Raw genomic sequence first — 21239 nt, 5'->3', positions numbered from 1 at the left:
CGGTCCTCCCGGCGAAGGAGAAAACTGTCACCCATGCAATCAGTCCATTCTGTTACCTATCTATCCGGTTCGGACAAGCTTCCCTTCTCCCCGTCACTATACGGGGAGAAGTGCCCGGCAGGGCGATGAGGGGCGGCGCCGACTTCGATAATTCGTCGCCTCTAATGCGAACGCGCTATGTCCCGCCCCGCTACTCGGCCGGGACCGGGCTGAGGCCGGGATCGTCCAACGCGTGCGGCCTGGTTTCCTTGCGTGCCGACGCCCGGGCGAGCACGCTCTGCCGGTTGACCGATTTGCGCTCGGCATCGATGCGCTGGATCAGGATTTCCGCGCGCTCGATCGACCCGAGCAGCGCTAGGATCGTGCCGCGTTCGGCGGCGCCGGCATTGGGTCCGAGCGCCAGCGTGCGGGCACGCAGTTCCTCGACCTCCGGCAGATTGGCATGTCCGGCCGGCACCTTCGGGTCGGAGATGCCGTAAGTCGGCAAGATCTGCCGCAGCGAGGCATCGAGCTTGCTCAACGCGACGTCGACGATGGCCTGCGCCGGACTGCTGAACTTCTCGCGCCTGACGCGCCGCGCCACCTGATGCATCGATTCCGTCAGGGCGGCGGTGAAGTCGGCTTCCTCGATCAGGCTGGCGATCAGGTCGAGCTGGTCGTAGGGCAAATCCTCCTTCATCAATTCGGCGGTGTAGGCACGGATATCGCGGCTGAGGATATCGGTTGCGAGATAGTGCTCGCCCGGATCCGACGGCGCCTTCTTCGACGAACGGGCGATGTCGAGGAACATGGCGCCGGCTTGCAGATGGCGGGCCGTCTCCTGCTGGACGGCGGGAACGGCCTTGGCAAAATCGCCGGCCAGCTTGCGGTCGAGGAATCGCGGCGTCGAGAAATCTTCCGTGTCCTCGGCATCCGTGTGACCGACACGCGACAGAACCCGCTCGAACACCCCGATGAACGGAAACAGCAACAGCGTGTTGAAGACGTTGAAGAAGGTCGAGTAGAGGCCGACCGCGACCGGCACCAGGGGAAAAGTCTCCTTGCCGTCGACGATCACCGGAATGGCGGGATCGCCGCCGAAGAACTGCATCGCCCATTCCAGGACCTGCATGGAGACGAAGAACAGCGGGATGGTGATGCACACGCCGATGATGTTGAACGAGATGTGCGCGTAAGCGGTGCGCTTGGCGTTCTTCGAAATATTGAGCGAAGCCATCCACGAGGTGATCGTGGTGCCGAGATCGGCGCCGAGCGAGAAGGCGACGGCCGTCGTCCAGTCGAGGATGCCGGCGGCGCCAAGGCCCATGACAATGCCGATCGTCGCCGAGGACGAATGGATCATGGCGGTCACGCCGGCGGCGATGAACACGCATTTGAGCAGGTTGAGATAGGAATCGGCCGTCAGCGTTTGCAGCAGGGCCATGACTTCGGGCAGGTTTCGCAGCGGGCGCAGGCCGCCGGTCATCAGGTTAAGGCCATAGAAGATCAGCGCGAAGCCCATGCCGGCAAGCGCTATGTTCTTGACCTTCTCGCTTTTGGCAAAGCAGTAGATCAGCGAGAACACGCCGGCCAGGATCAGGCCGAGCGGACCCAACGGCAGGGCGATGAGCCCGTTGCCGAGCGTGGTGCCGATATTGGCGCCCATGATCACGCTGATCGCCGGTCGAAGCGCGATGACGCCGGCATTGACCAGGCCGACGACCATGACGCTCATCGCCGTCGACGACTGGATGACGCCGGTGATCAGCGTTCCCGCCAGCACGCCCTTGATCGGCGTTCCGGCGGCCTTGGCAAGAAAGGCGCGCATCCGGTTGACCGACAGCGCCTGGATGCCGTTGGCCATGAAGTCGAGGCCGAGCATGAAGATGCCCAACCCGCCGATCACCGGCACGAGGATGTCCTTGAAGATATCGATGTCCATGTCACGCAGTCCCCAACAAGCCGCCATCACGGCGCGATATGACGTTCAGTTCAGGCGCTGCGCCAAGCAGCAGCCTGGTTCTTCCGCTCAGTTTGCGACGGGCTCCTGCCCTGCCCAGTATTGCTCGATCCGGGCGACCAGCGCCTTCGGCAGCGGCACGTAGCCGAGCGCGGCGGCGTCATCAGCGCCGTGCGCGAAGGCGAGCCGGAAAAGGTCGTGCACGCGGCGATAGCGATGTTCCGAACGGCCCGAGACCTGAACGACCGCGAACACCGCCGTGCTGATCGGATAGGCGGCATCGCCGTCTCGATCGGTCAGCGAGGCGAAAAAATCGGTCGTTTGCGCCCAGTCGATGGACGTCGCGGCAGCCTGCACGCCCTCCGGCCCCGGCTTGACGAACTTGCCGGATTTGTTCTCGATCAGTGCGTAGGCAAGGTTGGCGCGCTGGGCCTGGCCGGATTCGGCATAAGCGATCGCGCCCTTCGTGTCGTGCACGGCTTGGATGAGGTTCTGGGTGCCTTCCGCGTCAGTGCCGAGCGGCCACGAGATCAGCGTATTGGCTCCGTACTTGGCCTTCCACTCGCCGCTGACCGCCGACAGATATTCGGTGAAGACAAAGGTCGAGCCGGAGCCATCCTTGCGGTGAACGACGCCGATCCTGAGATCGGGCAGCGTCAGATCCGGATTCACCACCTTGATCGCGGGATCGGACCATGACTGGATCTTGCCCAGATAGATGTCGGCCAGCAGCGGCCCCGTCAGGCGAAGGCTTCCCGGGCCAATGCCGTCGAGATTGACGACGACGGCGATGGCTCCCATCACGATCGGAAACTGATGGCGGCCGGCCTTCTTGAGTTCGGCGCCATTGATCGGCGCATCCGTCGCGGCAAAGTCGATGTCCGGCTGATCGAGACGCAGGACGCCGGCGAGTGAGCCGACGATTTCATAGTCGACCTTCCAGTCGGGCGAGACATAGTCGCCGCCGTCGGCGCGGGCGTTCTCGTAGGCCGTTGCCCATTTGCCGATGATCGGGGCGGCCAGTGTCGATCCGGTGCCGCGGATAGGCTCGGCCTGTGCAGCGGCCCCGATCATCAAGCCAACAGCAAGCGTGACGGCGCCGCTTATTTTCGCCGATTTGCGCCGTAGTGACGCAAAGCTTGCTGGAAACATCATGGCGATCCCCGACGCGCGAACAAATAGCTAGTTTTCAGTCTTGGCAGATATCAACAGTCATCCGCCCGGCGAACGAACGCCGGCAGAGAAACAACACCGCTCACCGTATGAACCTTGGTTATCGATTGGATGACAAAGATCTTTGCGGGTGAGGTTTTATTCGGACTTCCGCAATCGCTTGTCCCGACCGTCCCTCGGACTCGAAGAATTGGGGTCCGATGCACTGGACTCCAACGTTGCGGCTCGCGCGGCTCACCCTTCTCCCCTTGTGGGAGAAGGTGTCGCCGAAGGCGACGGATGAGGGGTGCTCCAGCTTGGCAACGACGGCGCTCCGTCCAACACCCCTCAACCGTCTTGGCGCTACGCGCCAATCCGCCTCTCCCACAAGGGGAGAAGGGAGAAGGAAGTCGACAACACCTTTACTTCGCGTCGTGGAAGATAATGCCGACGGTGTGGCGCAGGCCGGAGCGAAGCCGGCTGACGCCGTGCCTGAGATTGACGCGGTAGCTGCCTTTGCTGCCCTGGACCGGGCGATTGTGAACCGCGAAGGCGACGGCGTCGCCCTGACGCAGCGGCACCACCTCGGCGCGGCTCTGCATGCGCGGTCGCTGTTCGATCAGCACGAACTCGCCGCCGGTAAAATCCTTGCCGGGTTCGGACAGCAGGATCGCCACCTGCAGCGGGAAGGCAAGATCGCCGTAGAGATCCTGATGCAGGCAATTGAAGTCGCCGGGACCGTATTGCAGCAGGAGCGGCGTCGGCCGCTTCTGGCCCTGCTCGTGGCATTGTTTGAGGAACGCGGCGTGTTCGTCCGGGTAGCGCTGGGCGATGCCCATGCGCTCGTTCCAGTCGTTGGCGACCGCGGCGAGGCGCGGATAGAGCGCGGTGCGCAAGCCGCCGATCAGCTCGGGCAAGGGATAGCGGAAGTAACGATACTCGCCCTTGCCGAAGCCGTGCCGCGCCATGTGGACATGGCTGCGGAAATGGCTTTCGTCGGGATAGAGCCCGGCGATCTCCCGGCATTCTTCCGGTATCAGCAGCTTTTCCATCACGGCGCAGCCATAGCCGCTCATCTCCTCGGCCAATGCCTGCCAGTCATATCCGGCGACGCGCGCTTCCGCCGATCGGACCGCTGCTTCTGGAACCGTGTGTATGGTCATGGCTCTGCCTCCTCTGGCATCATCGGCTTCTGCAATCAGATGGGTGAATCGGCGCGTGCAAACCACCCGTTTCCTGCCAACCGGTTTAGGCACAACGCAAGGTTGCCATGGATCAGCTTCACCGCCGCGACGCAGCATGGATTTTGGCAAAATCGAGCCCATATCCCTGATAGGGAGCTTTGAGCGTGAAACTCGCGCGTGTAGCCCTGATTGCCGCGGCTTTTGTAGCCGCTGTGGCTGTTTGTTCTTCTTCCGCAGCAACAGGAGAAGCAAACGGCCAGGGGAGGACTGCGCTGCGCATCGAGATAGACGGCGCCATCGGTCCGGCGAGCGCCATGCAGTTCGAGGAAGCGCTGGCGGTGGCCGCAGAACGGAACGCCGAGGTTTTCATCCTGCAGATGAACACGCCGGGCGGGTTGGTCACCAGCATGCGTGAGATCATCGCCGACATCCTCGCCTCCCCGGTTCCCGTCATCGGCTATGTCGCGCCCGCCGGCGGGCATGCGGCGAGCGCCGGAACCTACATCCTCTACGCAACCCATGTGGCGGCGATGGCGCCCGGCACCAATCTGGGCGCGGCAACGCCCATCGAGATGGGCGGGCCGATGCCATCCTTTCCCGGCGACGACAAGAACAATGGCCCGGAAGCCGGCAAGGACCCGAAGAATCCACCGGCGGGCAATGCGATGATCGCCAAGGCGACGAACGACGCGGTTGCCTTGATCCGCAGCCTGGCCGAACTGCGCGGGCGCAATGCCGATTGGGGTGAAAAGGCGGTGCGCGAGGCGGCCAGCCTGTCGGCCAGCGCCGCACTGCAGGAAAATGTGATCGACTTTGTCGCCCGCGACACGACCGAACTGCTTCAGCTGGCCGACGGCCGGACGGTCGAGATCGCCGGCAGGAAAAAGGTGCTGGCGACCAAAAGGCTGCCGGTTGAAACGCTCGAGCCTGGCTGGCTCATCCGGCTTCTCGCCGTCATCACCGACCCGAACATCGCCGTCATCCTGATGCTGATCGGCGTTTATGGCCTCGTCTTCGAGTTCACCAGCCCGGGCGCGGTCGCGCCAGGCGTGATCGGCACGATCTGCCTGCTGCTCGGGCTCTATGCGCTCAATCTCCTGCCGATCAGCTATGCCGGCCTTGCCCTGATGCTGCTTGGCATCATCTTCCTCGTCGTCGAGGTCTTTAATCCCACAGTGGTGCTTGGGCTGGGAGGCGTGGCTGCGTTTCTGCTGGGCGCTGCCATGCTGCTCAGGATCGAAGGTCCCGGCTTCGAGATGTCGTGGGCCGTCATCGGCACCGCCGCCATCCTGACGCTCGGCCTGGCGCTGCTGACCGGCAGCTATCTGTGGGCGGCCCGCAAGAACGTTCCCCGTGTTGGCGCCCAGGCCATGCAAGGGCTGCCGGCCAAGGTCCTCGACTGGCAGGGCAGCGAGGGACACGTGCTGGCCCGGGGTGAGCGCTGGCGGGCGAAAGCCGACGAACCCATTGCGGTGGGCGACAGCGTCGAGGTGGCTGATGTCAGGGGTCTCGTGCTGACGATACGGCGCCGCAATGTGCGAAGCGATGGAGCAAGGCAATGATGCTCGGATATGTGGCCTATCTGGTGGCAGCGCTCGTCGTGGTCATGTTCCTGTCCGCGGCCATTCGCATCCTGAGGGAATATCAGCGCGGCGTGGTCTTCACGCTCGGCCGCTTCACCGGGGTCAAGGGGCCCGGCTTGATCATCCTCATCCCCTTCGTGCAGCAGATGGTGAAGGTCGACCTGAGGGTGGTGGTCCAGGACGTGCCGCCGCAGGACGTGATCTCGCGCGACAACGTCTCGGTGAAGGTCAACGCAGTGCTGTATTTTCGTATCGTCGACGCCGAGCGGGCGGTGATCCAGGTCGAGGACTTCATGACCGCCACCAACCAGCTGGCACAGACCACGTTGCGCTCGGTGCTCGGCAAGCATGAACTCGATGAAATGCTGGCCGAACGCGACAAGCTCAACAGCGATATCCAGGAGATCCTCGATCAGCGGACCGATGCCTGGGGCATCAAGGTCTCCGATGTCGAGATCAAGCATGTCGACCTCAACGAGAACATGGTCCGCGCCATCGCCAAGCAGGCCGAGGCCGAACGGCTGCGGCGTGCGAAAGTGATCAATGCCGACGGCGAACAGCAGGCGGCGGCAAAACTCGTCGAGGCCGGCAAGATGCTGTCCGAGACCCCGCAGGCCATGCAGCTGCGCTATTTCGAGGCGCTCCATGACATCGCCGGTGAACGCTCGTCGACGGTGGTGTTTCCGGTGCCGATGGATTTGCTCGGCCATTTCATCAGGCCGACCGGCGAGAAGACGTGAGCTCGAAGGCCGGCGATCCTTCAACCCCCTCTGCCCTGGCAGGCATCTCGCCCCACAACAATGGACCACTTCGTGGGGGCGAGGAACCCAAGCTGGAATGAGGCCGCGATCCTTCATGCCGGCCATCTCCGCCACGAGCGGGGAGATCGGCAGGTCGCCGCTGCGCGCCAATCAACCGTTCGTTGGCCGAACAGGGCTAACGGAAAAATCAGACATTCATGGCAATGTTGAACCCGCCTGCCCGAATGAAAGTCAGGCGACGGCTGGGTGCTGGCCCATCGAGAAGAAAAGGATTGCGCATGTCATCCTTGCTCAACACCGGACTATCATCGCTCAAGCGCAGTCTGATCATGCTGGCAGTCCTGGCCTTTTGCATCTTGCCGGCCGGGGCGTTGGAGCCCGTTGATCTCCCGGAACCGCCAGACACTGTGGCCTTCAATGTTCAGAACAACGGCAAGTCGGTCCCAGTAACGTTGCGACAGCTGGAAAAGCTCGGTCTCTACCGGGTCACCACCGCAAGTCCATTTGAAAAGGGGCAGCTTACATTTGAAGGCGTCCTGTTCCGCGATGTGCTCAAGGTCGTTGGATTGGAAGGCGAGGATTCCGTTGTTCTGCGGGCGGTGGACGAATATGTGCAGATAATTCCGCGCCAGGATTGGACGGAAGGTCCTCTCCTGCTTGCCACCCGCCAGAATGGAAAATTGCTGAACCGGCGCACGCAAGGTCCGACCCGGCTGGTCTATCCGCTCAACGACCACCCGGCCTTCGACACGCCAGTCCACAAACCACGGTGGGTCTGGCTGATCAAGACGCTCGAGCCTGGCGGCTGATCGAGCTCCGGCGTGGCTCGAATGGCACGCTTTGAAGGCTGGCGCGTTCCCGTCACCTACGGGACCGCCATCGCGGCTGCAGCAGCCAGCTCTGCGGTCCTGATCACCGTACTGTTTCTCAGCCTCAGCAAGATCGAATATTCGCTGCCGCGGTTCGGCTTTTTCGCCATCCGCGAGTTCCATATTGCAATACGCGATGTAACTCACCTCAAGGACATGACATCGCTCGCCAAGGCCGCCCCCGGCTCTGCAGACAGCCTTGAGCAGTTATCAGCGGCGAACGACCTGGTCTACATCCGCTTCAAGCGGATCGACGGCACCGGGACGGCAAGCGAGATTCCCGCCTACGCAAGTATCGTTCCGCGTATCGTTGACGCGGTGACACGGCTTGATGCCATGATTGCGGCCGGGCTGCCTCTCGACGAAAAGATTTTGAAGGAAATGGGGTTGGAGCTCGAGCATCTCGTAGCGAGGATGAACGACGAATATTACAAATATGGAGATGAGATCAACGTGGATCTCTATTCGGCGGAAAAAAGCCTGAAGAGATTCAACTACCAGATTGCATTCGCTCTGGCGGTCTTGTCGCTGCTGGCGATCGGAACTGCCGTATTGCTTATCGGCCGTCGGGAAACGATAAGGAAACTGGAGTTTCTGGCCTGGCGCGACGCGACGACGGAACTGAAGAACCGTGCCTGGATGTCAGCCAACAGGGACGTGATGCTGGACCAAGCAAGGCTGGCCGGCAAGCAACTCCGGCTTTTCCTGATAGATTTGGATCATTTCAAGAGCGTGAACGATACGTTCGGTCATCACATCGGTGATCTCTTGCTGAAAGCCGTCGCCGAAATCCTGCAATCGGTCGAACGGCCCGACGAAGTTGTCGCCATCCGTCTGGGCGGTGACGAGTTCGCCGTCATGGCGATCGGGGACCGGCACGCGGCAGCCGATGCGCTCGGCGATCGGCTTCGCGAGCAATTGAACCGGTTTGCCGAACTCGCTGGCCACCATGTGCGGATGGGAGCCAGTATCGGCATGGCGTGTTTCCCCGAGCATGGGTCGGATATTTCCACCCTGTTGCGCAACGCAGACAGCGCTCTTTATGTCGCCAAAGCGGAAGGACGCTCTGGCTTCGTGACGTTCTCGCCTGCAATCCTCAATCAGTTCGATATGCAGTTCGGCGAAGAGGCCGGGATCAAGCGTGCGCTTAACTGCGACGAGTTCTTTCTGGTTTGGCAACCGCAGTTCGAGCTGGCAACCGGCCGCATGATCGGCGCCGAGGCGCTTGTGCGCTGGCGCGACCCCGCTTCGGGAGCGATTCGTCTGCCGATGTCATTCATTCCAATTGCCGAACGAAGCGACCTGATACTGGAAGTCGACAAGGTCGTGCTGAGCAAGGCTTGCCTGCAGGCAGCTCGATGGGCGCCTGTTTCTGCCGATGATTTCGTTTGCTCGGTCAATCTTTCGGGCAAAAGCCTTCAGAACGATGCGTACTTCGCCCACCTTGTTCTGGTGCTGCAACAAACAGGACTGCCGCCCTCGCGCCTGCAACTGGAAATAACGGAGGGGGTGCTTATCCAGAACAGCCGAAACGCCTTGAACATGCTGACGGAAATTCGAAATATCGGCGTCGGTCTGGCACTCGACGATTTTGGATCCGGCTATTCAAGTTTCGGCTATCTTGCCGATTTCAACCTGGATCGGTTGAAGATCGACCGATCGTTCTTGAGCGGTCTGGAAGCGTCGAAGAAAAAACAGAACGTCGTTCGAGGCATTATAGCACTGGCCAATTCCCTCGGCTTGACCGTTCTGGCAGAGGGGGTGGAAAACGAAGCGCAGCTCGATTTCCTGATCGCCGAGCGTTGTCACAGCGCTCAGGGGTTTTTCCTGTCACAGCCGATCGAAGAAAATCGGCTGACGAACCATCTGGCTGCGAGGCGAGGCAGGATGAAAGATACGGACAAGTTCAGGCTGGGCCTTTCTGCGTAGAGCATTTGCACAGAGGATGTGGTCCTGAGCCTGAAAGCGTTGCTGCCGGCCGGCCGGCCTGCAGATGCGAAATCCTATGCGAACAAGCCGACTGCTCGATCGTAAAAATGGTCGAGAGCGCAGCGCCTGGCGGCAATCCGGGCGGCTTCAACCAATTCCTCGCGACCCGAGGCGCCGTCCTTGTAGGTTGCGATGACCACGCGCGCGATCATTTCGGCGTCCTCGTTGTCGAGCTCCGCTTCGCCGGACCGCAAAATTTCCCGAACCACACCCCTCAAGAGATCCAGTTCAATGGTTGAAAAGACGCCCATATAGGGCGCGGATTTGCACTCCACGGCCATCTGAATTCCTCCCGCCGTGACGATATCAAACATGCGACAGATTACAACTAAAGTATTAGGCGAGCGCGCGCTTTGGGGGTCGCCCATAGGCGTTGAAACGGAATGGGATTAGTCTGCGCGGTCCGGGGCTTCAGGGACGCGGCAAGAGAATGGATTTCAGTTCAGGGCAAGGCTATTTCCTCATCGGCGGCCTCATCCTGGTCGGTGCCGGGCTGCTGATCCTTTCGCTGATCGTCAATGCTCGTGTGGCGCACAGCGTGCGCCACGACATGCGCCATCGTGAAAAGCTGCTGGAATATTACCGCAACATCTTTTCCCAGCTCGGCGTCATCCTGATCGGAATTGGCGTTTCTCTGTTCATCTTCTTTTTTCAGCAGAATTATCAGGACCAGCGCAAACGCGAAACGGAACTCCAGCTGGTTCTCGCCAAACTGGCCGCGCGCATTGCTCGCGGGGCGGCCGTCGTCGAATACCTCAGCGAATTCGATGCGCTGCTGGATGATGGCGGACCCTATATCAGTCCGGAACTCGGTGGAACCAACGCCGCGATCAGCGCGCACGGGGCGGAAGTCGGCAAGCAGGTCGCCGAGATCCTTTTGGTTGAGCGCGATGTTGAGGTTCAAGGGTTCGAGATCCTGAACCTATCGCGCGACTTCGAGGCATCGTTCGTCGTCAACGAGCTCGATCCCGCGCTGTGGTTCAACATCGTCCGGGATGAGAGCGAGATCAAATATGCCACCACTCAGCTCGCCCTCGACTACAAGGACCTGCAGGATGCGATCGGCGGAGACTCGATCGCGGTTGCGATCGCAAATCCTGAAAAGGAGGCAAAGATCAAGCAGGAGGTGCTCGACATCTTTTATGATGCCGACCTCTTGCGCCAGCGCAGCCGGAGACTTCTCGGCCGTGCGTGCTGGCTTTTCAGCCAGGGGCGCAGCTTCGTCAAGCTTGGACCGATCGACGAGATCGAAGCCGATGCCAGGTCGCACCAGGAATGGATCGACCGGTCGAAACGCTTCCTGACGCAGTTGAAGTCGGGAAGCGGCGATTGTTTCAAATTGCTCCAGTTCAACCCGGCGCCCTGAGTTGAGAACGCGCCGGCAAGCGGCCCGCCGCCCCGGCGCGGCCTGGCCTAATCGCTGCTCATGCAGAACCGGATGACCATTCCGATCCAAGGCTCTATAACGGGCCGACAGAATTGCGATGATCAAGGGGAGACGATGCGCTACATACGTCCGCTTTCAATGGAAGATGCCGTTGGCCAGTTGGCCGGCTCGCCCGGCACCGCCGCCATTCTCGCCGGAGGCAGCGACCTCCTGGTGAGGATGAAAGGTGGCTTTATCGAGCCCGACCTGATCGTCGACATCAAGGCAATCGACGGACTGGGCGAGATCAGGGAAACGGCGGAAGGCTTCAGCATCGGTGCCGCGGTGTCCTGCGCCCTGATGGGAGAGAGCGCGGCCTTGAACAGGGAATGGCCGGGCGTCGTCGAAGCGGCCAAGCTGATTGGCTCTAAACAGGTGCAGGGTCGCTGCACGATCGTCGGCAATCTTTGCAACGCCTCGCCGGCCGCCGACAGTGTGCCGGCGCTGGTGGCCGCCGGCGCCAGGGCATTGATCGTCGGGCCAGGAGGCAGGCGCGCGGTCGCGGTGGAGGCAGTCCCGACCGGGCCTGGCAAGACGTCGCTCGCCAAGGGAGAAATCATCGAGGCGATCCTGCTCGACAGGCGCGCGCCGCGCTCCGGCGATGCCTATCTGCGTTTCATTCCACGCACGGAGATGGACATCGCCGTGGTCAGCGCCGGGGTGAACCTGACGCTCGACGAGCAAGGTGTCGTCAAATCGGCCCGCGTGGCGCTGGGTGCCGTGGCGCCGACGGTGCTGCTTGTGGAAGAGGCGGCCGAGGCCCTCATCGGCAGGAAACTTGACGAAGCAGCACTTGAGCGGCTCGCCAAGGTCTGCTCGGGGGCCTGCCGCCCCATCGACGACAAGCGGGGCACGGTCGAGTTTAGAAGAAAAGTTGCGGGTGTGCTGGCCAGGCGGGCCGCCACGACCGCCTATGCGCGTGCAGGAGGCAAGTGATGGCCGCAATTGCAGTCTCAACGACGATCAACGGCGACAATGTCGAGTACCTTTGCCACCCGGACGAGACGCTGCTCGACGTGCTGCGCGACCGCCTCGGGCTGACCGGCGCCAAGGAAGGCTGCGGCACCGGCGACTGCGGCGCCTGCAGCATCATCCTCGACGATCGGCTGGTATGCTCGTGCCTGGTGCTTGGCGCGGAGACCGAGGGCCGGCGCGTCGAAACCATCGAGGGCATGGCGCACGGCGACAGGCTGCATCCGCTGCAGCAGAAGTTCCTCGAACACGCAGCGCTGCAATGCGGCGTCTGCACGCCGGGCTTCCTGATCGCGGCGAAAGACCTGCTGGCCAAGAACCCCGACCCGACCGAGGAGGAAATCCGCTTCGGCCTCGCCGGGAACCTCTGCCGCTGCACCGGCTATGACAAGATCGTGCGCGCCGTCCAGGACGCCGCAAGCGTGATGAAGGGAGCCTGACGATGAACTTCGATCCGCGTTATTCCGGACGCAATTTCGCCTCCGTCGGCACGCGTCCCATCCGCCCCGACGGCGTCGACAAGGTAACGGGCCGCGCGCGCTATGGCGCGGATTTCAACATGGCCGGCCAGTTGGTCGGGCGTGTCCTGAGAAGCCCGCACGCGCACGCCACGATCAGGAAGATCGACACGTCGAAGGCGGAGAAGCTCAACGGCGTGAAGGCGGTGATCACCGCGGCCGACCTGCCCGACCTCACCGACGGCGATGCCGCCATGTACGACATCCTCGACAACTGCATGGCGCGCAAGAAGGCGCTCTATGACGGCCATGCGGTGGCCGCGGTCGCCGCGGTCGACGCCCGCACGGCAAGGCAGGCGCTGAAGCTGATCGAGGTCGACTATGAAGTGCTGCCGCACGTGACCGATGTCGACGAGGCGATGAAGCACTCGGCGCCCGTGCTCGACGACACCATCTTCACCGAGGGCCTTGAGCAAAAGCCCGTCAAGCCGTCCAACGTCACCAAACGCAGCCAGTACGGCCATGGCGACATCCATGAGGGATTTGGCCAGGCCGATTACGTCGTCGAACGCTCCTTCAAGACCGAGCAGACGCACCAGGGCTATATCGAGCCGCATGCCTGCGTGGCGAGCGTCAGTTCCGACGGCACCGCCGACCTCTGGGTCTGCACGCAAGGCCATTTCGTCTACCGCCAGCACTGCGCTCAGCTGCTTGGCATGGAAGCCTCCAAGCTGCGCGTCACCTCGTCGGAGATCGGCGGCGGTTTCGGCGGCAAGACCCACGTCTGGGCCGAGCCGGTGGCGCTGGCGCTGTCGCGCAAGGCCGGCCGGCCGGTCAAGCTGGTGATGACGCGCGACGAGGTGTTCCGCGCCTCCGGGCCGACCAGTGCCACCTCGATCGACGTCAGGATCGGCGCCCGCAAGGACGGCACGATCACCGCGGCCGAGGCGACGCTGCGCTATTCCTGCGGCCCCTATGCCGGCATGTGGGCCGAGCTCGGCGCCATGACCGCGTTCGCCTGCTACAATCTCGCTAACGTCAGGACGGTCGGCTACGAAGTGCTGGTCAACCGGCCAAAGACGGCGGCCTATCGCGCGCCATCGGCGCCGATGGCGGCGTTTGCAGTGGAAAGTGCCGTCGACGAGCTGGCCAAGGAGATCGGCATGGATCCGGTCGAGTTCCGGATCAGGAACGCCGCCCAGGAAGGCACCCGATCGTCCTACGGCCCGGTTTACGGCCCGATCGGCATCGGCCCAACGCTGGAGGCGGCGAAGAACCATCCGCACATGCAGGCGCCGCTGGGCAAGAACCAGGGCCGCGGCATGGCTTGCGGCTTCTGGTTCAACTTCGGCGGCCAGACCTGCACCGACCTCAACATCGGCATGGACGGCTCGGTCTCGCTTGCCGTCGGCACGGTCGATGTGGGTGGTTCCCGCGCGTCGCTGTCGCTGGTGGCGGCGGAGGAACTCGGCATCACCTATGAGCAGATCAAGGCGGTGGTCGCCGACACCTCCAGCCTCGGCTACAACGACATGACGGACGGCAGCCGCGGTACCTTCTCCTCCTCGATGGCGACGATCTCGGCCGCCCGCAACGCCATCAAGATCCTGCGGGAACGCGCCGCGCAGATGTGGGATGTTCCCGTCGACGACGTGCTCTGGGAAAACGGCCACGCCATCGCCAAAGGCGAGAAGTACGGCAACCTTGCGGCGCTGTCTCTGAAGGAGATCGCGGCCGGGTCAGGAAAGACCGGCGGGCCGATCGCCGGCCACAGCGAGCTCGTCGCCGACGGCGCCGGCGTCTCCTTCGCCACCCATATCTGCGATATCGAGGTCGATCCGGAGACCGGCGCCACGAGGGTGCTGCGCTACACGGTCGTGCAGGATGCCGGCAAGGCGGTGCACCCGACCTATGTCGAGGGGCAGTACCAGGGGGGTGCCGCGCAAGGCATCGGCTGGGCGCTCAACGAAGAGTACGTCTACGGCAAGGACGGGCGGCTGCAGAACCCCGGCTTTCTCGACTACCGCATCCCGGTCTGCTCCGACCTGCCGATGATCGACACGCAGATCCTCGAGATCCCCAATCCCAACCACCCTTACGGGGTGCGGGGCGTCGGCGAAACCTCGATCGTGCCGCCGCTGGCGGCGATCGCCAATGCGGTGTCGAACGCCGCGGGCGTGCGGATGACGCATATCCCGATGTCGCCGCCGCGGATTCTCGCGGCGATCGAGGCGGAACGGGGAGGCCGATGGTCGAAGTAACGCTCTGGGGATCGCTCGGCGCAATCGCCGGAGGCAAGAGCAAGGTCGAGATCGAGGCGAAGGATATTCGGGAGCTGTTCAGGAAGCTGGCTGAGCAGTATCCCGGCTTCGAGCCCTACATCGACCGCGGCATCGCAGTCGCCATAGACGGGGTTATCTATCGCGACACCTGGTCGAAGGAATTGCCGCAGGGCGCTGAGATATTCCTGCTGCCGAGACTGGCGGGAGGATAGTTGGCACCATCTTACCTCGGAGCGCTGCTGCGGTGCAGAACCTTTGATCGCGGAGGAACAGCGCGAGGGGGCGCGAAAGATCGCTACAGAGCGCTTTTATTCTGAGCCGCAGCATTCTTCGGCTTATGTAACGGAATGGATCCCAGGGTCTGCGCCGCGTCGCTTCGCTCCTTGCTCCGCCCCAGGATGACGAAGGCGCAGAGGAACTCTAATCTCCGACGCGCTGCAGCGTGCCGAGATTGTTATCGTTGAGAAACTCTATGGTTATGGCCGACGCCTTGCCGTCGGGGCCGATGTCAAAGCCTACGCCCGATGGCCTGTCCGGCGTCTCGGCGTCCGGGAAGGTCAGGAAGAGGTCGCCGTCGAAATCCTTCAACGAATATGACCGGGCGCCGGCCGGCCCGACCTTGAGCACAAGAGTGTCTCCCGCAGTCGACACGACCGCATCGCCGATGAAGTCGTTGGAGTAACGGCCTGCATAGGCGCTGGCTGGCCGGGCCGGACTTGCCGGAGACGGTGGCGCGGCATAGGTGGCCTTGGCCGCCGCGATTGCCGGGCCGAACAGACCCGCATAGGTATCGTCCCATGCCTTGATCCAATCCTTCTCGACCGTTCCGTCGAAGACGAGATCGGCGAAACTGTCGGACAGCCCTTCCGGCACGCCTGTCGAAAAGGCGTTGGCGACAATCACGATGCCAAGCTTCTGCTCGGGAAAGAGCGTCACCAGCGTGCGGGCGCCGACGCTGAAGGCGCCGGCATGGCCCCAGCTCAGGCCGTGCCGGCCGAATTCGACATTCCAGCCGAGGCCGTAGAAGGACGTGCCGCCTGAGACGGGGTTCCTGCCGCGCGCCATCAGGGGAACATGCGTCTGGTCCAGTGCATCGGCCTTAATGAGTGTCTCGCCGCTATAGACGCCGTTGCCGAGCATGAGGCGCACCCATTGCGAGAGATCGCGCGCCGTGGAGCTGACGCCGCCCGCGGGCGCCTGCGCATCCGGATCGCGCTTTACCTTCGCGGCCCAGACGCCGTCGATCTTGACGTGGAGCGCGGCGCGATTGGCCTGCTTGATGAAGTCCGCATGACGGGAGCTGGTCGAGGTCATTCCAAGCGGCCGGTAGAGCTTCTCCTCGGCGACCTCCTCCCACGATTTGCCTGTCGGCTTCGCGGCCGCGGTGGCACCCTCGGTCAGTCCGAAATTGCTGTAGGAGTAGCCGGCGCGAAAGCTCGACGATGGCGACACGAAGCGCAGACGACGCAGGATCTCCGCGCGATCGTAGCCAATGTCCTCAAGATCGTCTCCGGCGGTGCCGGGAAGCCCGCTGCGGTGCGAAAACAGGTCGCGGACCGTGAGTTCACTGGTCGGATAGGGCTCGGCGAGCCGGAAGGCGGGATCGAGATCGACGATTTTCGCATCCCAGGATACGATGCCCTCGCTGACCAGCGCCGCCACTATCGTTGCCGAGACTGGCTTGGAGAGGGAGGCGATCTGGAACACCGTGTCGGCGTCGACGGTCTCCGGCTTGCCGGCCTCGCGACGCCCGAACCCTCTGAGAAAGACCACCCTGTCGTCATGCACGACGCCGATGGCGAGACCAGGTACGGCACCGTCCGCGACGACACCTTCGGCGAGCAGTTCGAGCTTCGACAGGGCGGCAGTGATCCGGTCGGGCGTAAGGCTGTCGGCCGACGCCGCCTGCGGCGAAAGCACCATGACGGCGATGAAGGCCAACGTCCCCCAACGGCGGAAATTCCGACCCAACCCCACGCTCGAGCTCCTCCCCTGCAAGCACTGTCATACTACAGGCCGACGCAGGGAAGGCCAGCCCTCGCGTGCGCGATACAGCAAAGTCCGCTACGCGACGCCAAGCGGCCATCCCCGGTAGCCAACCGGTCAAAAATATCGAACGGACCATCGCTCGGCGGCGACGACAGTCATGAAGAACCCGAACGACAACAGCGATGAGAGCACGATAGCGGCGTCGAGCCGGTCGGACCAATAGTTGAAGGTCGCGTCGACGATCGTCGCCAAGACCTTGTCGGACCGGATCCATTCGCCAACGATCGCGCCGATCACCGCGGTCGCATCGCGGCGGTAAGCCGCCGGAGGCGGCGCCTAGTGGTGAAAGCCTGACGCTTGCTACCCGACGCGTAGGGCAGCTCAGGGTGGAAAGTTCACGTTGCCGTCATCGATCTGAACTGACAGGAAGGGCCAATTTCCGACATTGGCACTCAGTCGCTAACCGACCATTCCAGAAGTTCCGGTGAGAGCCTAGCGCACGGACAGCCGTCACTCCTCCGGCAAGCCCGCGAACCGCATGTCCTTGATCCAGCGTTCGAGGCTTCCGGGGGCGGTCCATATCTTCTCCCACTTCCTGCGTTCTTTACTGATGGATTGGCCGGGAGAGTCTTTGAGGAAAACCGCAAGCGCTTCCCTTGCCTCCCGCTCGTTTCCCAGACAAGCGTGGATCCCCGCAAGCATTCGGTGTGCGCCTGTCGGGATTCTAGACATTTTCCGCATCGCCGCCAGCGCAGCCCGGCAATCGTTCTTTTCCCAGAGCGCCCAGCTCATCTGCCAGTGGAGCAAATCAGAGTGAAAAGGATCGATGCCCTTGGCCTGCTCGATCCGATCGATCGCTTCGTCGATGCGGCCAACATACAGCAGCGGGTCCGTACTGCCGTGAAGGATGCTTGAATTGCTGGGGTTCAGCGCAATTGCCTGATCGAACTGTGCCAGGGCCTGCTCGATCTCTCCAGCTTCAGTATGGATGCGGGCGCGGATATGATGTGCCTCGGCATCGTCCGGAGCGAGCAGGATTGCCTTGTCGGCGTACTCGGCGCCACGCTTCAAGGCCTCGTCCCGGTTATGTTCCTTCTCGTGCCACCCGAATGTCACATCATGGCGATAGGACCAGGCCAGCCCGATATAGCCGAACTGGGCGTTTGGATCCGCTTCGATCGCCTTGAGGCTCAGTTGCCGCACCAGTTGGTTCCCCGCGGCCGTGAAAGCACTGCTGCGCATCTCGGCAATCGCCATCAGGTGATAGTGGAGCGCGCTGACCTGCGCGGCGTCGCTCTTTGGCAGGGGGCGCTGGATCCTGCGCCCGACCCGATCCGCAAGCGTGCGGATGATCTCCTCCTGGACGACGAACAGATCACCGATCTCGCGGTTGTAGGTGTTAGCCCACAGATGCGATCCGTCATGCGCATTCAGCAACTGGGCGGTCACTTGCAGCCGGTCTCCGATCTTCTGCTGGCTGCCTTCGAGCAGGTAGTCGACGCCGAGTTCATCTCCGATCTGCCTGGCGTCGGTGGGCTTGTCGCGGTACCTGAAACTCGAGTTGCGGGCGATGACGGCGTAAGTCTTGCTCCGCGAAAGCTCGGTGATGATCCCCTCGGCGACGGCGTCGCTGAGATATCCCTGATCCGCGCCGGCACTCATGTCATCGAAGGGAAGGACCGCAATCCTCGGCATGTCGCTCACTGTCGCCGACGGCCAGAACCGCCAGGTCGTCCCGGCCAAAACCAGAATAAGGGCGAGCACCGCTGCTCCTGCCCAAACCCAGCGCGGAGGCGATGACCGCGCTGGTTGGCGTGGGGCTTGTCCCTCAAGGATGACGCGGAAGGCCTGCACCGGTTCGGCGATATTCTTCACCTTCTGCTCGCCCATCGGCTCGAAGCCGAACGCCAACTTCCTCTCAACCTCCCTGGCGACCTTTGCCGAGACACAGATGCCGCCTGGGTCGGCCAGCTGCTGGAGCCTGGCCGCGACATTGACGCCCTCGCCATACCGGTCCTCGCCCTCGACGATCACCTCGCCAAGATTGATCCCGATCCTGACCCGGATCCGCTGGTCCTCGGGAACGGCGGCGTTCCGTTCCGCCAGCCCGCGCTGCAGCGAGACGGCGCATTCCACGGCATCCACCACGCTGCCAAACTCGGCGAGCATCCCGTCGCCCATAAGCTTGAAAATCTGGCCGTGATGGCGGGCAATCTCGGGCTCAAACAGATCCTTGCGTCCGGCACGAAGGCGCTCGAAAGTGCCCGCCTCATCGCGCTCCATTAGAGTCGAATAGCCCACTACATCTGCGGCTAGAATTGCGGCAAGCTTGCGGTCCATTGTTGGCCTGGCCCCGTCGGATCATAGTATTGGTTGTTCCGATAAGAAACTGACCTCACCAGTACTCAGCAAATCGCTACTTTCCGCGCGTTCATTGATGGCTGATGCGGCGACGGTTGACCAATTTCGTATTCTACCACATTCAAGACATTCGAGCTTACCTGCCGGAATGGCTCGTTTGGGTCGGTTCTTGCCGTCCACCGGCACCAAGCGTCAGACTTTCACCACTAGGTTCTGTTGACAAAGTGCATCGGAAGACAGGCCATAGTTCCAGCACATTTTGCTAAGCAGGCTGGCATGGGACGTGAGTTCATCCATGACGCTGGCAAAGCGCTTCTCAGTTTTCGTTTTTTTGTTGCATAGGACTTTCTACGCCCGAACGCGGGTTCGGTCATCACCTGCCAATATAGGCGGCTAGTTCGTCCGGCGTCCCATTTGGGAAGGCCTGTTTTAGAAAATTCAAGAACGCCGACACTCGCGCGCTGAGTAGCCGCCGAGATGGGTAGAGCGCCCATAGAGCGATCTCGGGGCCGTCGATATCCCCCCATAGTACCAGCGTGCCGTCAGCCAAGTCGTGGGCCACCAACGAAATGGGAAGACGTGCTGCACCGACGCCGGCTCGCACCGCATCCCGGACCATGACGAGCATCGACAAAGCGAGGACAGGCTCGATTGCAATTGTTGACCGGCCACCTTGTGTCTTCACGTGCCATGTTTGCCGATCGCCCGCCCAGCGCGCGACGCCAGGAGCGGCGAGTCCACCACTCGCGCGAGGAAGGTCAGGGCTCGCCACTACGACCAGGCGGTCGCGGAGAAACGCCCGTCCAACCAGGCTTTCGTCGGGATCTGGATTGACTCGGATTGCCAGATCGTAGCCTTCCTCGATCATGTCAACAGGCCGATCCTCAGTCGTAACCTCCAGCCTCACCTCCGGATATTTAAGGGCAAACCCCGCAGCAATCCTCCCCATTGCGGTCTGAGAAAAAAGCAAAGGTGCGCTAATCCGTAATCTGCCCTTGGGTCTCTGACCGCCCGAGGCAATCGCCGAAGCCGTCTCGTCCAGTTCGGCAAGCAGCGCCCCTGTCCGCTCGAAGAGCGCCCGTCCTTCTTCGGTGAGCTTCAGGCTACGCGCACCCCGTTCAAACAGGCGCAGATCAAGGCTGCTTTCCAATTCTCCAACGCGCCGGGACAGGGTCGCCTTAGGTCGGCCGGTGGCCCTTGCCGCTTTGCCGAAACCACCGTGGCGGGCAACGAGATTAAAATCGGCGAGGGCAAGAAAATCCATGTGTGTTCCACCAGCGAGACGGTGCGTCTAAAATTTCAGCCTGTTGGACGCTCAGTGAGCCACACATATTGGCCGTGTCAAGCAACCCAACAGGAGAAATTTCATGACCATTCTCGTTACCGGGGCCACAGGCAATATTGGCCGCCAAGTCGTCGAACACCTCGTCAATCGCGGCGCTGATGTACGTGCTCTCGTCCGCGATCCGTCGAAAGCCAACTTCCCGGCAGGCGTATCCGTCGTGCAAGGCGACTTTCTCGATGTCGATTCGCTGCGCAAAGCCATGTCTGGAGTTTCCACTCTGTTCCTTTTGAACGCCGTAGTTCCGGACGAATTCACCCAAGCTTTGGTCGCGCTGAACGTCGCCCGATCGGCCGGTATCGAGCGGATCGTATATCTGTCGGTGATCCACGCTGACGGCTACGTGAACGTGCCCCATTTCGCTGGCAAGTTCGGCGTCGAGCGAATGATCGAGCAGATGGACTTCAAGGCTACGATCTTGCGCCCAGCTTACTTCATCCAGAACGATCTGATGATCAAAGACGTCATCACCGGCTATGGCACCTACACAATGCCGATCGGCGACAAGGGTCTCGCCATGATCGACGTCCGTGATATCGCCGAGATCGCCGCCCTTGAGCTGCTGCGCCGTGAACAGGCCGCAGAGCCGCTTGCGATCGACTGGATCAACCTCGTCGGTCCAGAGACACTGACTGGGGCGGATATCGCCGCCATCTGGTCAGACGTGCTCGCCCGCCCGATCAACTACGGCGGCGACAATACCGAGGATTTTGAGCAAAATCTCAAGCAGTTCGTGCCAGCCTGGATGGCCTACGACATGCGTCTGATGGGCGAGCGCTTCTTCACCAACGGGATGCTGCCTGGGGCCGGCGACGTCGAGCGCCTGACTGCCCTGCTCGGACGTCCACTGCGCCCATATCGAGCCTTCGCCTCGGAAACCGCTGCCTCCGCCTGACGGAAGCGCAGCCCCTGTCTGATCACAAGGACTGTCA

At 62.2% G+C, this 21239-nt stretch carries 18 protein-coding genes; 10 read left to right on the top strand and 8 right to left on the bottom strand.

What is annotated here, in order from left to right; genetic code table 11:
- Positions 1–190: 190 nt before the first annotated feature.
- From AC0L15_RS27330 to AC0L15_RS27320, 3 genes are all read right to left on the bottom strand, one after another.
- Positions 191–1921 (bottom strand): Na/Pi cotransporter family protein, encoded by a 1731-nt coding sequence (locus tag AC0L15_RS27330; protein WP_287250184.1) that lies wholly within the window; start codon positions 1919–1921, stop codon positions 191–193.
- Positions 1922–2008: 87 nt separating this feature from the next.
- Positions 2009–3094: a phosphate ABC transporter substrate-binding protein PstS gene (pstS, locus tag AC0L15_RS27325; RefSeq protein ID WP_287250186.1), complete on the bottom strand. Its 1086-nt coding sequence runs from the start codon at positions 3092–3094 to the stop codon at positions 2009–2011.
- Positions 3095–3513: 419 nt separating this feature from the next.
- Positions 3514–4254 carry a 2OG-Fe(II) oxygenase gene (locus tag AC0L15_RS27320; RefSeq protein ID WP_287250188.1) on the bottom strand — a complete coding sequence of 247 codons (741 nt, stop codon included), beginning with the start codon at positions 4252–4254 and terminating at the stop codon, positions 3514–3516.
- A gap of 185 nt (positions 4255–4439) precedes the next feature.
- On the opposite strand from AC0L15_RS27320, the gene AC0L15_RS27315 reads away from it, so the two are divergent.
- From AC0L15_RS27315 to AC0L15_RS27300, 4 genes are all read left to right on the top strand, one after another.
- Complete coding sequence (locus tag AC0L15_RS27315) at positions 4440–5837, top strand: NfeD family protein (protein WP_023799094.1); 1398 nt, start codon at positions 4440–4442, stop codon at positions 5835–5837.
- Positions 5834–6598 carry a slipin family protein gene (locus AC0L15_RS27310; RefSeq protein WP_023799095.1) on the top strand — a complete coding sequence of 255 codons (765 nt, stop codon included), beginning with the start codon at positions 5834–5836 and terminating at the stop codon, positions 6596–6598. Before AC0L15_RS27315 ends, AC0L15_RS27310 begins: the two co-directional genes overlap by 4 nt.
- Before the next feature lie 299 nt (positions 6599–6897).
- Complete coding sequence (locus AC0L15_RS27305) at positions 6898–7428, top strand: putative pterin-binding protein (RefSeq protein WP_287250190.1); 531 nt, start codon at positions 6898–6900, stop codon at positions 7426–7428.
- 21 nt (positions 7429–7449) lie between these two features.
- Entirely contained in the window at positions 7450–9417 is a 1968-nt protein-coding gene (locus AC0L15_RS27300) for a putative bifunctional diguanylate cyclase/phosphodiesterase (protein WP_473497661.1), read from the top strand.
- Between the two features lie 74 nt (positions 9418–9491).
- Here AC0L15_RS27300 and AC0L15_RS27295 read toward each other — a convergent pair whose 3' ends face one another.
- On the bottom strand, positions 9492–9758 hold the full coding sequence (locus AC0L15_RS27295) for a hypothetical protein (protein ID WP_091598752.1): 267 nt from the start codon (positions 9756–9758) through the stop codon (positions 9492–9494).
- A 149-nt stretch (positions 9759–9907) separates the two neighbouring features.
- Here AC0L15_RS27295 and AC0L15_RS27290 point away from each other — a divergent pair, with 149 nt between their 5' ends.
- The 5 genes from AC0L15_RS27290 to AC0L15_RS27270 all read left to right on the top strand — a co-directional run bounded on the left by AC0L15_RS27290 (position 9908) and on the right by AC0L15_RS27270 (position 14827).
- Complete coding sequence (locus tag AC0L15_RS27290; RefSeq protein WP_287250193.1) at positions 9908–10843, top strand: hypothetical protein; 936 nt, start codon at positions 9908–9910, stop codon at positions 10841–10843.
- A 135-nt stretch (positions 10844–10978) separates the two neighbouring features.
- A complete protein-coding gene (locus tag AC0L15_RS27285) occupies positions 10979–11839 on the top strand; it encodes an FAD binding domain-containing protein (RefSeq protein WP_287250195.1) in 861 nt (286 codons plus the stop codon).
- Entirely contained in the window at positions 11839–12315 is a 477-nt protein-coding gene (locus tag AC0L15_RS27280; protein ID WP_128246968.1) for a (2Fe-2S)-binding protein, read from the top strand. The genes AC0L15_RS27285 and AC0L15_RS27280 overlap by 1 nt, the downstream gene beginning before the upstream one ends.
- A gap of 2 nt (positions 12316–12317) precedes the next feature.
- Positions 12318–14594, top strand: a complete 2277-nt coding sequence (locus tag AC0L15_RS27275; protein WP_287250197.1) for a xanthine dehydrogenase family protein molybdopterin-binding subunit — start codon at positions 12318–12320, stop codon at positions 14592–14594.
- The gene (locus AC0L15_RS27270; RefSeq protein ID WP_023799104.1) at positions 14582–14827 is read left to right on the top strand and encodes a MoaD/ThiS family protein; all 246 of its coding nucleotides are present in this window, start codon (positions 14582–14584) and stop codon (positions 14825–14827) included. Before AC0L15_RS27275 ends, AC0L15_RS27270 begins: the two co-directional genes overlap by 13 nt.
- 208 nt (positions 14828–15035) lie before the next feature.
- Here AC0L15_RS27270 and AC0L15_RS27265 read toward each other — a convergent pair whose 3' ends face one another.
- From AC0L15_RS27265 to AC0L15_RS27250, 4 genes are all read right to left on the bottom strand, one after another.
- A complete protein-coding gene (locus AC0L15_RS27265) occupies positions 15036–16592 on the bottom strand; it encodes a serine hydrolase (protein WP_473497658.1) in 1557 nt (518 codons plus the stop codon).
- A gap of 126 nt (positions 16593–16718) precedes the next feature.
- Positions 16719–16901, bottom strand: coding sequence for a hypothetical protein (locus AC0L15_RS27260; RefSeq protein ID WP_287250199.1), 183 nt, complete (start codon positions 16899–16901; stop codon positions 16719–16721).
- Positions 16902–17114: 213 nt separating this feature from the next.
- On the bottom strand, positions 17115–18944 hold the full coding sequence (locus AC0L15_RS27255; RefSeq protein WP_473497656.1) for an adenylate/guanylate cyclase domain-containing protein: 1830 nt from the start codon (positions 18942–18944) through the stop codon (positions 17115–17117).
- 394 nt (positions 18945–19338) lie between these two features.
- A complete protein-coding gene (locus AC0L15_RS27250; RefSeq protein WP_287250201.1) occupies positions 19339–20229 on the bottom strand; it encodes a LysR family transcriptional regulator in 891 nt (296 codons plus the stop codon).
- 103 nt (positions 20230–20332) lie between these two features.
- Between AC0L15_RS27250 and AC0L15_RS27245 the strand changes: the two genes are divergently transcribed.
- Positions 20333–21202, top strand: coding sequence for an SDR family oxidoreductase (locus tag AC0L15_RS27245; RefSeq protein ID WP_287250202.1), 870 nt, complete (start codon positions 20333–20335; stop codon positions 21200–21202).
- The last annotated feature ends 37 nt before the right edge of the window (positions 21203–21239 follow it).

Source organism: Mesorhizobium sp. WSM4846 (assembly GCF_055811415.1).
This window is presented reverse-complemented; position numbering and strand designations above follow the sequence as displayed.

Bases quoted from the DNA above. Each gene is read 5' to 3' on its own strand.
- AC0L15_RS27330 (WP_287250184.1), bottom strand. From the start codon at position 1,921: ATGGACATCGATATCTTCAAGGACATCCTCGTGCCGGTGATCGGCGGG.
- pstS (WP_287250186.1), bottom strand. From the start codon at position 3,094: ATGATGTTTCCAGCAAGCTTTGCGTCACTACGGCGCAAATCGGCGAAA.
- AC0L15_RS27320 (WP_287250188.1), bottom strand. From the start codon at position 4,254: ATGACCATACACACGGTTCCAGAAGCAGCGGTCCGATCGGCGGAAGCG.
- AC0L15_RS27310 (WP_023799095.1), top strand. From the start codon at position 5,834: ATGATGCTCGGATATGTGGCCTATCTGGTGGCAGCGCTCGTCGTGGTC.
- AC0L15_RS27305 (WP_287250190.1), top strand. From the start codon at position 6,898: ATGTCATCCTTGCTCAACACCGGACTATCATCGCTCAAGCGCAGTCTG.
- AC0L15_RS27300 (WP_473497661.1), top strand. From the start codon at position 7,450: ATGGCACGCTTTGAAGGCTGGCGCGTTCCCGTCACCTACGGGACCGCC.
- AC0L15_RS27295 (WP_091598752.1), bottom strand. From the start codon at position 9,758: ATGGCCGTGGAGTGCAAATCCGCGCCCTATATGGGCGTCTTTTCAACC.
- AC0L15_RS27290 (WP_287250193.1), top strand. From the start codon at position 9,908: ATGGATTTCAGTTCAGGGCAAGGCTATTTCCTCATCGGCGGCCTCATC.
- AC0L15_RS27285 (WP_287250195.1), top strand. From the start codon at position 10,979: ATGCGCTACATACGTCCGCTTTCAATGGAAGATGCCGTTGGCCAGTTG.
- AC0L15_RS27280 (WP_128246968.1), top strand. From the start codon at position 11,839: ATGGCCGCAATTGCAGTCTCAACGACGATCAACGGCGACAATGTCGAG.
- AC0L15_RS27275 (WP_287250197.1), top strand. From the start codon at position 12,318: ATGAACTTCGATCCGCGTTATTCCGGACGCAATTTCGCCTCCGTCGGC.
- AC0L15_RS27270 (WP_023799104.1), top strand. From the start codon at position 14,582: ATGGTCGAAGTAACGCTCTGGGGATCGCTCGGCGCAATCGCCGGAGGC.
- AC0L15_RS27255 (WP_473497656.1), bottom strand. From the start codon at position 18,944: ATGGACCGCAAGCTTGCCGCAATTCTAGCCGCAGATGTAGTGGGCTAT.
- AC0L15_RS27250 (WP_287250201.1), bottom strand. From the start codon at position 20,229: ATGGATTTTCTTGCCCTCGCCGATTTTAATCTCGTTGCCCGCCACGGT.
- AC0L15_RS27245 (WP_287250202.1), top strand. From the start codon at position 20,333: ATGACCATTCTCGTTACCGGGGCCACAGGCAATATTGGCCGCCAAGTC.